Source organism: Paenibacillus sp. 1781tsa1, from assembly GCF_024159265.1.
In the GTDB taxonomy this organism is placed as follows: Bacteria; Bacillota; Bacilli; order Paenibacillales; family Paenibacillaceae; genus Paenibacillus.
Genome location: NZ_JAMYWY010000001.1, coordinates 1,498,996 through 1,511,936, shown reverse-complemented (window position 1 = coordinate 1,511,936; position 12,941 = coordinate 1,498,996). Strand labels below are relative to the sequence as shown.

Annotated in this window: 12 protein-coding genes; 1 reads left to right on the top strand and 11 read right to left on the bottom strand. The window is 44.1% G+C overall.

The window, feature by feature from the left end:
• Positions 1-305 precede the first annotated feature (305 nt).
• Positions 306-1,676 carry a hemolysin family protein gene (locus tag NKT06_RS06605; RefSeq protein ID WP_253431603.1) on the top strand — a complete coding sequence of 457 codons (1,371 nt, stop codon included), beginning with the start codon at positions 306-308 and terminating at the stop codon, positions 1,674-1,676.
• 84 nt (positions 1,677-1,760) lie between these two features.
• On the opposite strand, the gene NKT06_RS06600 is transcribed toward NKT06_RS06605, so the two are convergent.
• The 11 genes from NKT06_RS06600 to NKT06_RS06550 all read right to left on the bottom strand — a co-directional run bounded on the left by NKT06_RS06600 (position 1,761) and on the right by NKT06_RS06550 (position 12,941).
• Positions 1,761-3,344, bottom strand: coding sequence for an alpha/beta hydrolase family protein (locus NKT06_RS06600; RefSeq protein WP_253431601.1), 1,584 nt, complete (start codon positions 3,342-3,344; stop codon positions 1,761-1,763).
• A 50-nt stretch (positions 3,345-3,394) separates the two neighbouring features.
• Complete coding sequence (locus tag NKT06_RS06595) at positions 3,395-4,495, bottom strand: DUF1648 domain-containing protein (RefSeq protein WP_253431599.1); 1,101 nt, start codon at positions 4,493-4,495, stop codon at positions 3,395-3,397.
• Between the two features lie 23 nt (positions 4,496-4,518).
• Complete coding sequence (locus tag NKT06_RS06590) at positions 4,519-4,914, bottom strand: GntR family transcriptional regulator (RefSeq protein ID WP_253431596.1); 396 nt, start codon at positions 4,912-4,914, stop codon at positions 4,519-4,521.
• 219 nt (positions 4,915-5,133) lie between these two features.
• Positions 5,134-6,207 (bottom strand): AI-2E family transporter, encoded by a 1,074-nt coding sequence (locus NKT06_RS06585; RefSeq protein WP_253431594.1) that lies wholly within the window; start codon positions 6,205-6,207, stop codon positions 5,134-5,136.
• 175 nt (positions 6,208-6,382) lie between these two features.
• Positions 6,383-7,162: an ABC transporter permease gene (locus tag NKT06_RS06580; protein WP_253431592.1), complete on the bottom strand. Its 780-nt coding sequence runs from the start codon at positions 7,160-7,162 to the stop codon at positions 6,383-6,385.
• Positions 7,155-8,063 (bottom strand): ABC transporter ATP-binding protein, encoded by a 909-nt coding sequence (locus tag NKT06_RS06575; protein ID WP_253431590.1) that lies wholly within the window; start codon positions 8,061-8,063, stop codon positions 7,155-7,157. The genes NKT06_RS06580 and NKT06_RS06575 overlap by 8 nt, the downstream gene beginning before the upstream one ends.
• A gap of 32 nt (positions 8,064-8,095) precedes the next feature.
• On the bottom strand, positions 8,096-8,347 hold the full coding sequence (locus tag NKT06_RS06570) for a hypothetical protein (RefSeq protein WP_143023589.1): 252 nt from the start codon (positions 8,345-8,347) through the stop codon (positions 8,096-8,098).
• A 290-nt stretch (positions 8,348-8,637) separates the two neighbouring features.
• Positions 8,638-9,159 carry a hypothetical protein gene (locus NKT06_RS06565; protein ID WP_253431588.1) on the bottom strand — a complete coding sequence of 174 codons (522 nt, stop codon included), beginning with the start codon at positions 9,157-9,159 and terminating at the stop codon, positions 8,638-8,640.
• 85 nt (positions 9,160-9,244) lie between these two features.
• Positions 9,245-9,829: a VanZ family protein gene (locus NKT06_RS06560; RefSeq protein WP_253431585.1), complete on the bottom strand. Its 585-nt coding sequence runs from the start codon at positions 9,827-9,829 to the stop codon at positions 9,245-9,247.
• A 10-nt stretch (positions 9,830-9,839) separates the two neighbouring features.
• On the bottom strand, positions 9,840-11,999 hold the full coding sequence (locus NKT06_RS06555) for a hypothetical protein (protein WP_253431582.1): 2,160 nt from the start codon (positions 11,997-11,999) through the stop codon (positions 9,840-9,842).
• Positions 12,000-12,020: 21 nt separating this feature from the next.
• The gene (locus NKT06_RS06550; RefSeq protein WP_253431580.1) at positions 12,021-12,941 is read right to left on the bottom strand and encodes an LCP family glycopolymer transferase; all 921 of its coding nucleotides are present in this window, start codon (positions 12,939-12,941) and stop codon (positions 12,021-12,023) included.

The window sequence follows — 12,941 nt, the reverse complement described above, 5'->3', positions numbered from 1 at the left end:
GCATACAGCTAATCATAGATACCCAATGTAGCCCCTATTCGTAACGTTTGCTTAGATAAAACTTTACATAAGCCGACGGAATACTTGATTCTGGTAATCCGAGTGTCTCATCATAGGTTGTATATTATGACTGTGTTACCTTCTACATATCAGATTAATCAGGATACAGAACCGCATTGTAGCGCCAATCTGCTCACTATCCCTTCCAGACTCTTCCTCTTTTCTTCATGAGAAGGTGGTCTTCTTACGTAAAATTAGATATAATACTCGTTAAAAACTTATTACTTAAAGGAGAACAGTAGTGAATGGACAGTGAGAGGTATGCGTTAAATTTAATATTGGTTGCGTTTTTGATAGGACTTTCGGCGTTTTTTGTTGCAGTGGAGTTCGCTCTGGTACGGGTTCGTCCGAGCCGGATCGACCAAATGATTGCAGAAGGAAACAAGCGTGCGCTGGCTGTGAAACAAGCCGTTGCCAATCTGGATGGATATTTGTCCGCCTGCCAGCTCGGCATCACGATTACCTCTCTGGGACTGGGCTGGTTGGGTGAACCAACGGTAGAGAAGATTCTCCACCCTGTGTTCGAAAGCTTGCAAATTCCTGAGGCAGTTTCTTCATTCTTATCATTTGTTATTGCGTTTGCTTCCATCACGTATCTGCATGTTGTGGTTGGTGAACTTGCTCCAAAAACGATTGCAATCCGCAAAGCAGAGACTGTAGCCCTGCTGACGTCTACACCTATCATCTGGTTTAACCGAATTATGTATCCTTTTATCTGGCTGTTAAACGGCTCAGCAAACCAACTGGTGAAACTGTTCGGAATCAAACCTGCTTCCGAGCACGAAGATGCTCACTCTGAAGAAGAGTTGCAGATCATTATTAATGAAAGCTTCGAAAACGGTAAAATAAACCAAGCCGAGTTCGGTTATGTAAGCCGGATCTTTGCTTTTGATGAGATGTTAGCCAAAGAAATCATGGTACCCCGGACCGATATGGTCTGCCTTTATGTAAATAGAACGAATGAGGAAAACCTGGAGATTATTCGTGAAGAGCAGTATACCCGTTTTCCAGTAGTTAATGAGAGCAAAGACGATATTATCGGTATCATTAATACGAAGCAATTCTTCCTGGAACTATACGGAAATGATGAACCTGTCGATCTGTCTTCCCTGATTCAGCCTGTATCTGCTGTTCACGAAACAACTCCTGTAAAGGACTTGCTCAAGAAAATGCAGAAGGATGGCGTACACATCGCCGTGCTGGTTGATGAATATGGAGGAACATCCGGAATTGTAACCATCGAGGATGTGCTTGAACAGATTGTCGGTGAGATCCGCGACGAGTTCGACGCTGACGAAGTGGAGGATATTCAGGTCATCAATGAGAACTATGTCATTATGGATGGCAAGGTTTCCTTATCGAAGGTGAACGACATGTTTATGTCCAGCCTGGATGCAGATGAGTGGGATACCATTGGTGGATGGCTTTATAGCCATCGTCCGGAGATGAAAGAACAGGAAGAATATGAGTTCGAGAATCTAACTTTTGTTTTGCTGGAAAAAGACAAAAATCGGTTCTACAAAGTGGCCATTGTTCCCAAGGAACCATTGACTATGTCTGACTACACCGATGAAGACGAGAAAGAGTCCAATTGGTTAAATAAAGCAAATTCATAATAAAAAAGAGGAGCACCTGCCTACATTGGCAAGTGCTCCTCTTTTTTATTATTTCTGGCTCAATGTGTTACACTCTTCTCCATGCTATTTTAATACCCACTTCGCTATATCATCAATAATAGCTTTGGAGACATTAGATGGCTCAGCATACTCTTGACCAATTGAAAGTCCATCATAGCTGGATAAAAGATGATTTACCTTTGGATAACTATTGTACGTTACATTGGAATGACCTTGAAGAGCCGATTTCCAGGTTTGGAATTGATTCATAGACACTTGCACATCGTTTTCCCCTTGTATAACAAGCATAGGGGTATTTTGTGTTTTAGCCAGTTCCGCAGGCACATAATCTCTCTGTTCAAACCACCAATAAGCAGGTTGAAGCGGAAATTCCTCAGGAAGATGATCTATAGAGTATTGAGGATCTTTAACGATCGCAGCAACATTTTTATAAAAAGCAGCTTGTTCTTTAATAATCTTCGTGTCTAAACCTAGCCGATCCATCCGGTCTACCAATTCGTCCTGCTGCTCGGTAAGCACATCCACAAAGCTGCTGCTTGGTGCAGCAAGCAGAATACTTCCTGCAATATCCTGCTGATTATCGTCAGCAATGATTAACGGTACTGCAAACCCGCCTTGACTATGTCCAGCCACAAAAATCGCTGTAGGATCAATAATTGGATTCTTTTTAAGCAAATCTACTGCATCTGCTACCTGATCTACACTTTCTTGTTTTAACGTGAATTTAGGCTGTGAAGCGACCTTATAGGTATGCTCATATGTGACCTTATCATATCTTAATACAGCAACGCCTTGTGAAGCTAGCCCTACCGCAAGATCACGGAATGGCTTTGCACCGCCAATGGCAGCATCTTGATTGCTAGCCCCGGATCCATGTACCAGAATAACAACCGGGAAAGGTCCCTCCCCTTTGGGCAATGTTAATGTTCCTGGTAAAGCTAAATCGCCCTGACCCACCGTTATGTCTTGTTCTGTGTACGCAGATGGGTCGTCGTAGCTTGGTTTTTGATACACATCTGGCGTAGCGGCGGCAATATACAAGTCATCCACAAGTCCGTTATCATTCATTCTGACCGTAATATTTATACGAGTAAGCTCTGTCTTAAACGTGTAGGTGACATTGCGATGCACAGTGTTATTTTCTACGTGTTTAGCTATGGCTTTATTTGTGATTTTACCATTTTGACCTTCTAATGCTGTCCATAACTGACTCAACAACGCAGGGGACAACACTCCACTCACAGAGGTATGAACATACTTCGCAGCTTCCTTGCCATTGCCCTCACTTATAAGTGAAATGAATTTATCCTCAGGTGCTACCTTCAATGCCTCCGTAAGAAATCCCTCATCCATAAAGGTTACCCCTTTCGTTAGCTGAACAGGATTGTTTATGGGTACGACTTGCCCATTCACCATCGCCTGTTTCTCCCCTACCTTAACTACAATAATAAGTTCATTTTTTCGTATCGTGATTTGTCCTGTTTTTTGTTGCCAAGATACCTCTGCCCCATTCTTTACTGCAATCTCACGAATAGGAACTAGATTTTCATGACCAGAAGGTTTCTCAGCAGCTGCTAAGATGGATGTTACCGGCAGGATAAGACATACGGCAGTAAGAGAACATAATAACTTTTTCCAATTGTTCATCGTCATAACTCCTCCAAGTCATTTTTATAATATGCATAGTCTATGAGCTTTTATTGGCTCAGAACTCTGCTTAAAACAACAATAGCAATAATGAATAACACTAGGACCCAAGATAGTGGACGAGCGAAGTTAATCGTCCAACCTATTCCATAACGTTTCTCTACGGTAAAAGAAGGATCTTTGGGATTGAAGTAAATAAAGCCAAGCTTCCAATACTCATCGTCATTCACAGGCTGCTCCTTGGAACGTTCGCGATCTTCCTGATGATTTCGAATCTTCCCACCGCCTTGTCTGCCTGTAAGAGACAGCATTATAGCGCCTAATAAGATCGCCACTGAGGTGATCAGACTAATCGCTGTTAACAAGACCTGATTAGGAACGAACATATTTATCTGAATGAAGGCAAATAAGATGGTAAGAAGCATGCCTGTTATGATCGTAAATAGGGACCACTTACGGCGGAAACGGATATGATCAGCAGCAAATTGGGCAGGATTAGATGGAGTAAGCTGTTGTTTGCTTGTTTTAATACTCCAGTTCACCAGCATCATAAGTGCAATGATTCCTAGCTGTACAAGGTTAATAGCCAGTACCGAAAAGTAGGTTTTGGGCACACTGGAAGTGACATTACCCTGAAGATCATATTTCATCGGAATGACGTTAGGTAGTGCGTTATAATTCAAGATTGTAATGATCGCAATGGCTACAATAATAGCCATGTGAACGAGAAACCAATAGTTGGAATAGGTGAGTTTATTTTGGCGGAAGGTGGTATCGATTTTAACCCTTTGAGGTGCTTCTACAGTTGTAAGTGTTTCTTTTATCTTTTTCATCTTGAAATGAAATAAGATGTGTAGTGCGGCCCAGTACACAATGAATATCATTGTGCAAACACCGGTGATCATTGCGGTAGACTCTTCATTGGCAGATCGGAGTACATACAGACAGGCAAGAATAATCAACCCGTTTCCGATCAGACTTACTGTAGCAAACGTTCTCCGAAGCTTACGTAATACTGGTGTGTAGTAATTATATTGACTTACCGTAACCCCAAAGCTGATTGTTTCCCTTGTCACATAAGGTGCAAAGGATAGAAGTAAGGCTAATGGAGCAAAGATTAAAATGATAGGCAATATACTAAATAGTTGCATACATAACACACTCCCTTGATTCTTTATTCTTTGTTGTGACCCATCTTTACATCATCATACATTTGGTCTAATACCGCAGACAGTTCCTCTTTGGTCATTCCACGACATATCGCTTCGGCAATAATCGGTCTTAATTCTCTTTGCTGCTTTTTCAAAAAATCATCCGTTAAATCAGGCATTCCATCAGGGTTTACCACAACTCCCTTTTGTCTATGAACCAGAATGTACCCGTCTTGCTTGAGTATTGTATAAGCCTTGTTGACTGTATGAAGGTTAACGCCAATATCTGCGGCCAAATTCCGAACCGAAGGTAACGCCTCACCTAGCTGTAACTCGCCACTGGCAATGCCTTCAATAATTTGATAAACGAGTTGCGAATAGATGGGAAGTTCAGATTGCATATCCAGTTGAATAATCAAGGGTTCACCTTCTTTTTGTTATCTGTTATATATCAAGTATAACAGATATAACAAACGTGAGCAATACGTGTGAAAACAAAAAAAGCCGTATATCCATCGTGAGGGCCAACTTACCTGACCCATCACCATTGATATATGGCTTATCCTATTGAGCTTATCTATGTGATTTGAGAAAACCTTTAGTGGTATCATATGACAGCGTGATATTTCTAATTCCATTCATAGTTCATTCTTATCTTCGACAATTCGATAATGGATTTTGCGAACTATAATTTTCAGAATCATATACAGCGGAATAACGATAATCATGCCCAGGATATTACCCAGATCGGCACCCACGAGCAATAGAATAACGGTAGTCAGAGGATGAATATCAAGCTGCTTGCCATAAACGTAAGGTGAGATCAGGTTATCCTGAATTTGCTGTGCGATCACAATGATTACCAGTGACCAGATCGCCATCGAAGGAGATTCGATAAACGCGACAATGACAACCGGAATAGCTGCCAGCAAAGCACCCACATAAGGGATGAAGTTCAGAATTATGGATACAACCGTTAGCAACAAGGCATAAGGCAAACCCAAGATGAGAAAACCGATGTACATCAGAATTCCCAGAGCAACATTAACAATGACCCGACCTACAATATAGCTGCTTAGTGCTTCATCGATCTCATGGACGGTTTCTTCCCCATCCTTCCGATAACGCCTTGGCAACAATAAGGTCAGATTTGTTCCAAACTTGCTGCCTTCTTTGAGCATGTAGTACAGCATGATCGGGAACGTCGCCAGAATAATAACCAGATTCGATACTACGGAGAATAACCCGGAGACATAATCGGTTACCTGCGTGATCCCTTGGCTCAGAACATCAGATAATCGTGAGAACAGATTGGAATCATCAGGCAGGTATCTGGATACAAAATTGCTCTTTTCAAGTGCATTCAACTGATCGCTGAGCGAAGTAACCAACGCTGGAGCATTCTCCACAAAATTCAGCAGTTGCTCTCTCAATGAAGGCCATACCAGTACACTGAAACCTGCAATCATCAATGCAGTCACGACATAAATAATCAGAACTGACAATGCACGCTTAATCTTGTGCCTTTCCATATAATCGACGAGCGGTCGCAGCAGATAATAGAAAAAACCAGCAATCAGCAGCGGAATGATGATGATGTGAATCAGTGAGGTCAGGGGGCTGAAAATAAAGTTTACTTTATCCCCCAGGTACACAATGAGCAGCAACAAAATAATTGCTGTACATATGCGGTAGAACTTGTTATTTATCAAGAAACGTGATCCCTCCATGCGCTGCTCTGCCAAAGTGACTGCGGCGTTCATATGTATATCTAGTCATTTACTTATGATAGTAAGTACCCTTAAATGACAGTCATGCCACAGCCGATGCTGAATATACCCTTTTTTCTTTCCAAAACACCAATAGAGCAAAAAAAAGAAGCAGGCGTTAGCCTGCCACATCTCTTTTGCTGAATACAACCCAGGAAATCACCATGAAAATAACGTAATACACCGCCAGGACTGCAATGGAGAAACCAAGTGTCATTCCTGCACTCGGACCACCCATTAGCGCAAAATCCGCCCCGGTGTTCATGTATTTGCTAAGATCCATGTTGTTGAACAGAACATACTTGGCCCATTCATAACGAACCGGATTGAATATGAGTGAGAAGATACTTTGTGAGAACATAATGAACAGGGATAATCCAATCGCAAGTGCGCCTGAACGAAATACGGAGGACACCATAAAGGCAATTGCAAGTGTAATGAAGAGATCAACGTACAAATATCCCCATAACGTTAGTGCATTCCCACTTCCCGAAGGACCATCATGCGAGAACAGCAAATAGGACATTCCTGTTGCCATTACAATGACAACCAGAGTACTCAATATACTGAAGATGATCACGGTGAGATATTTGGAAGCCAGAATTTTGCTTCGTGACCATGGACGAATAAGCAGCAGTTTGATTGTTCCCCAAGTAAATTCTCCAGCTACCGCTTCCGCTGCAATTACAACACAGAAGATCGTATTCAGAAAGAATACAATTTGCACAGTGGTTACAGCCGCTTCCCAGAATGGAACACCAGCGGACCCCATTCCTTCTCGCAGTAACACTGGCATTAACAGCGAGATCAGCACCAGAATGGATAACATGATCCAGGTACGTGGACGACGGAATATTTTCATATTTTCATTCAATATCAGATTACCAAAACTACCCAATGCCTCCACCCCCAGTTACTTGCAAGAATTGTTCTTCAAGGGTATGAGTCACGTTACGAATACCGTATACCTGAAACCCTTCGCTAACCAGCTTGGCATTGATATCCGGAATCTGCTCACGAGACACCCGCGCCACCAGGACATTGCCCTGTACAGTAGCACCTTGAATCAGGTCCGCAGCGCGTTCTGCATCATTCACTTCAAAAGCAACTTCAATTAATGCGTCCGCACCCGTTTCAGCTCGAAGATTTCTTACATCAATCAACTTGCCGTTCTGGATAATAGCCACCGTATCACACATCAGTTCCATCTCCGACAGCAAATGGCTGGAGACGAAGACCGTAATGCCTTCCTCTTGGGTGAGCTCACGCAAATAGTCCCTCAGTTCCCGTATGCCCTGTGGGTCCAGTCCATTGGTTGGCTCATCCAGTACAAGCAGCTTCGGTTTATGTAATATCGCTTGCGCGACACCCAGACGCTGGCGCATACCCAGTGAGTAGGTTTTGACTTTATCGTGAATACGGGCGGTAAGCCCAACACGCTCAATCGTTTCCGCAATTCGTTCTTTGGTGACACCAGGTGACATGCGGGCAAAGTGTACGAGATTCTGATACCCGGTCAGAAACTTGTACATCTCCGGATTTTCCACAATGGCTCCTACCTGCGCTACCGCCTGTTCAAACTCATTCTTCACACTGTGTCCCGAGATCAAAATGTCACCCTTACTGATGGACATCAGTCCAACCATCATTCGGATCGTCGTTGTTTTCCCCGCGCCATTAGGTCCTAAAAAACCAAAAACCTGCCCCGGAGAAATATCCAGAGTCAGGTCGCTGACCAATGATCGGGAGGATATAATTTTGCTGACGCCCTGAATCCGGACGACCGGCTCCTGCTGCATTCAATCCCCTCCTTCATGGACGAGCATATACCTCATGCCCGTTTCTCATATGCACATAGTGTATCATAATCTTTAGTATATTGTCCCGCAAACTGGGATTTCCCCTGACGTTTCGCTTCAACTACACACGCTTCACAGCATCCAAGCGGCATTTCACTCCGGTAGAATCCGGTGCGAAATACGTGATTGCCTCCATTGCCCTCTTCCTTCATTTCGACAGAGCTTCTAGCGACCGACACAATCATCCCACAACTGACACAGTAAAAGCGGCCCGTTTCGATCAATGATATTCCTTCCCCTCACAAGGAGCTTAGAAGTCCTTGTTATTTGTCGTTAGACGCTGAAAATTGATACATTTTGTATCTATCTCGTAATTTACTTGACACCGGGACTATTGTCAAGGCTTTACAGCCATAAAAACAAGTAAAACACAAAAAAAGCTCCATAAATGCGACAAAAGTCTCGCATTTACAGAGCTTCATGTTAGGTAAATGATACAATTCGGTGCAAAGTATGGGTTAATATCATCATGTCGGAGTTCCATTCTCTTTCACAACGATCCCACGTTGCCTGATTAGTCACTATTGTCGACATGGGAGGTATCCTCATTCTTCTGATTTGGATAATACCACAGTAATGTCCACTCATCGCCATCCTCTACCAGATAACAGATCTGCACAATATCGAATTGGCCAAAGGTACCTGAGTACTTCTGGGTGACACGGATTCTGTAGGCTTCAGAAAATGGCTTAACGCCATCGATCACGGTTACATCGAACTCGCGCTCCGGCTTTTCCATCTCCAACTCAAAAGTTTCCACGCCAAAATGCTGCATAAATATATGTGCTCTGTTCTGTACGTAAGCACTCTTGGGAAACCGCTCTTTCATCAAGGGATGAAAGAGTTCCCACGAACTGCCGAAGTCACCCGTCTGCTCATATTTGTAAAACTCTTCGGCAACAGAAGCAGCTTCATCCGATGTATCTGTCTGAAACAGATACGGAATGGTTCTGGCAATCAACCACAACAATATTACAATGATCGCAATGAACCCGATCTTCTTGAGCAAAACATTACGGTTCCTTCTTCGCAGCATGTCTCCGCCCTCCTTGTCCTCCATCCATATCTATGATGGATGGCAGACAAGTAGAAGCAGGGTCTACACAGCATTTCCTGGGAAATCACTTGCTGTGAATGGAATTACGTTTTCCCTTTCTGATCCTTCGGATCATGGACTGAAGTCCTGCATATATGGCAATCCCATAGCAGCAGCCGAGCAAGTCCACTCCAACATCACGTATTGAGCTTGTCCGGTCCGGGCTGAACTGCTGAATATACTCATCAATGGAGGCTATGACAAACACCACAGCCAGAGCAGAAACGATACTGGTCACAAGGGATGTTCTTCTGTACCGCAGCCCGCCGTACACAAGCACGGCGAGCACAGCATATACAAATAAGTGCGCACTCTTGCGAAAGACGAACTCTGCAAAATCATACGGCCTCTGCTTCAGCGAATACTCATACTCCCCATAAGTGAATTGCACATCGGGAAGCGTAAAACCGATGTGCAATTTTTGAGACCATTTATGAAGCCAAGGCTGAATGTCTTGCTGTTGAGAGGATTGCGTTGACATGGACCAGATGATCAGAATCCAGATCACAATCAACAGCAGAGCAATGAGAAATCCGTACGTTCTTCGTACATGCTTTTGTCTCGTGCGCCCGGAGCCCTCCTCCATCATTTTGATCTTCACCACTTTCATATCTCTCTCGTTATTCTATTGATCCAACATACATACCTCTGCCATTTGTACCTACATATACCTGACCATAGATTTGACGGTCTGCCGCCATAATTTGCGGTTCATTACCTAATCCGATTCCAGCCCCTAAAGGACCTATATTGTTCCAGGTTGCCCCCATATCATCTGAACGAAAAAATCCATGCACGTTATTTACGGTGCCATATACATAGACAGCTGGAACAAAATTACCAGGCTTAGCTTTTCCAAAGGCAAATAATTTGGAATTCTGCACGCCCTGGATTTTGGAAAATGTATTTCCCGAGTTCATCGATGCATATAGTCCATCGGTTCCCAGACTTACCCATACGGCATTCGGCACACCTGGGGCGGCCTCAACTTTAATGAAGCTCGTATTGATATCCGTGTTATATGGAAGGCGGACCGCATTCGCTTTGGACCAGTTGGCCCCTGCATCGGTTGAGCGATATAGATAACCGGCAGCATACATATAAAATTTATATCCATTGATGCGATCGGCAGCTAGTGGATGATTATAAGAGAAGACCATATTCCCCCCAATGGCCTGAAAAGGGGCACCATTCATATTTTGCCATGTTGCGCCACGATTCGTGCTCCTGACCGGATTACCAGTCTGAGGGTAATAGACAATTACATTCGGATTAATGGCCGAGTAAGCGACCCTCCCCAGGATGGAACCCGCTGGAACATTCATTGGAGTTACGGTAACTCCGTTATTGGAAGAGACAAATAAACGTGTGGTCGTACCATACCAGTCACTGCTTCCCAAGAATATCATGTAATTCGGATTGGCTTCATGATAATCAATACTTACAATTTCTCGCATACCTGAGAGTGGAATTTTATTGAGTGGAACATTGGATACATTTTCATGTCTAAATCCGACCTGATCCGTTAAACCGCTAAAGAACGAAACACCTTGAGGTGGTGTGGATGCAGTAAGCGCAACGACCTCTTCATGACCATCGGTAATGGCTTCCCAAGTACTCGCAGTATTGCCAGTCAATCCATTGGTACCATTGATATTATCCGTCTTATACACGCCAAACCAGTCTGTAGCGTATACGGTGCCCGGATGATGTGGATCGAACTTGATACTGGATGTCGCTGAGAAAAACATGTTGGGTGTCCACCATGATGGTTTGGATACTAGCGTTTTGCTCACTGTTGTCCAACTCTGTCCGCCATTAACGGAACGATACAGTGGCAGATTATCTCCGCCGGTTCGAACGGCTGCTAGGATATGATTATCATTATTGGGATCAATCGTGATCCCATAATAAGAAGAGTAACTGGAACTTGGCGTGATATTCGTCCACTGCACACCATTGAACTTGTAGACGCCCTGATTATCCGTGGTAACATATAACGTTCCGTTCTTCGCCACAGTCATACGTGCAGGATATTCAGGGCTTCTTCCGGTAAGTTGCCATGTGGTCTGCCCATTACTTCTTGGTGCTTTACTATAGACACCAATGCCGCGAACGCCTGCATACACAACCTGACCTTGCTTCGTCACCGGATTTAGTCCATAAGCTACACTCCGTATACCCTCACCGGCCAAACCGTTCGGTACATCCCACACCTTGCTCCACGTGGCTGCACCGTCACTGGAAGTGTACAATCCATCATATCGTGTACCAACGTGCAGGTAATTGGAGTTGGTTGGATTCACAGCGATACTCTCTCCCATGGCTCGATGGATATTTCCATTCGATTCATTCCGAAGATTAAGTCCGGTTCGGACCCAGGTTTCTCCCCGGTCTGTAGATTTCAGAATATCGCTTGGCCCCACATTGCCGTACTTCCCAGCAGCGATATACACGATATTAGGGTTTTGCTGATCCAGTGCAATCCCATCCACACCGTACAGATTGCTGTCCTCATCTCCGAAATGATCCAGTAGCGGGACCCAATCTCCTGAGGCTGCATCCAACCGATAGGCTCCTCCAACGTCAGTTCGAGCGTAAACCAGATCAGGCTCAGTCGGATGAATAACCACACCTGTAACGTACCCCCCACCACCAATGGGTATATTCTTCCACTGATAGTTTTGAGCTGATTGAACAACGTTTGTACTTGCCGGTATCATGAGCATATACATTAGTAGCACAATCAGGGACAATTTCATTAGCCTGGAGATACGCATCTGGTTCACCGCCCTATCCGATCATTTTGAATGTTCTTCAATCATCTGATGTATCCTGTCTCGCTCTGACTGTTCCACGATATAGTAATACACTCCGTCTATTTTCTTGCCCGTGCCTTTGATCTCAACAGACTCGATATGATTCAGCACCGGGCGGTAATTGGAGAACATCTGCTTCATTTCATCAAAGGTAACGTCAGTTCTCACGTGAGCACTTACTTCATCCAGCAACGTCTCCAGTTGCAACACGTTGGATACCTGAACCGTATTCTTCAGCACTTGTTTGATAATCTCCCGCTGACGGTCATTCCGCCCGAGATCCCCCTTCGGATCATCATAACGCATTCGCGAAAATCCCAAAGCTGCTGCACCATCCAGATGAATATTTCCTTGCTCGAACCGATAACCTTCATAGTCAAATGCAAACGGGTTATTCACATCCACTCCACCCACCATGTCGATGACCTGTGCAAAGCCCTCCATATTCACTTTCATGTAGTAATGTATGGGAACGTCAAGTAATTGTTCCACCGTTTGCACAGACATGTTAACGCCCCCAAAAGCATAGGCATGGTTGATCTTATCCTCCGTGCCGTGACCAACAATATTCGTTCTGGTATCTCGGGGGATGTTAAACATAAGTGCGGATTGTTTCGCAGGATTAACACTTAATACAATCATGGTGTCGGAGCGCCCCCGATCATTGGAACGTTCATCCACACCCAGGATCAAAGCATTAAAAGGTTCTTCATTCTCCATGTCCACAGGGAAATCTCCCCCACCCCGCTGGTCAACAATAGATACCTGCTTGATGGGTTCCCGGGGTTCATACATTTGATCCGCCGCAGATTTAACATGCAGATACAGATACACCGAATATCCAATCATGACGACTGCAACAAGGGATATGGCCCCTAATATAATTTTGATCCCGCGTCTCAT

Bases quoted from the DNA above. Each gene is read 5' to 3' on its own strand.
- NKT06_RS06575 (WP_253431590.1), bottom strand. From the start codon at position 8,063: ATGCAGCAGGAGCCGGTCGTCCGGATTCAGGGCGTCAGCAAAATTATA.
- NKT06_RS06560 (WP_253431585.1), bottom strand. From the start codon at position 9,829: ATGAAAGTGGTGAAGATCAAAATGATGGAGGAGGGCTCCGGGCGCACG.
- NKT06_RS06595 (WP_253431599.1), bottom strand. From the start codon at position 4,495: ATGCAACTATTTAGTATATTGCCTATCATTTTAATCTTTGCTCCATTA.
- NKT06_RS06550 (WP_253431580.1), bottom strand. From the start codon at position 12,941: ATGAGACGCGGGATCAAAATTATATTAGGGGCCATATCCCTTGTTGCA.
- NKT06_RS06555 (WP_253431582.1), bottom strand. From the start codon at position 11,999: ATGCGTATCTCCAGGCTAATGAAATTGTCCCTGATTGTGCTACTAATG.
- NKT06_RS06565 (WP_253431588.1), bottom strand. From the start codon at position 9,159: ATGCTGCGAAGAAGGAACCGTAATGTTTTGCTCAAGAAGATCGGGTTC.
- NKT06_RS06605 (WP_253431603.1), top strand. From the start codon at position 306: ATGGACAGTGAGAGGTATGCGTTAAATTTAATATTGGTTGCGTTTTTG.
- NKT06_RS06600 (WP_253431601.1), bottom strand. From the start codon at position 3,344: ATGAACAATTGGAAAAAGTTATTATGTTCTCTTACTGCCGTATGTCTT.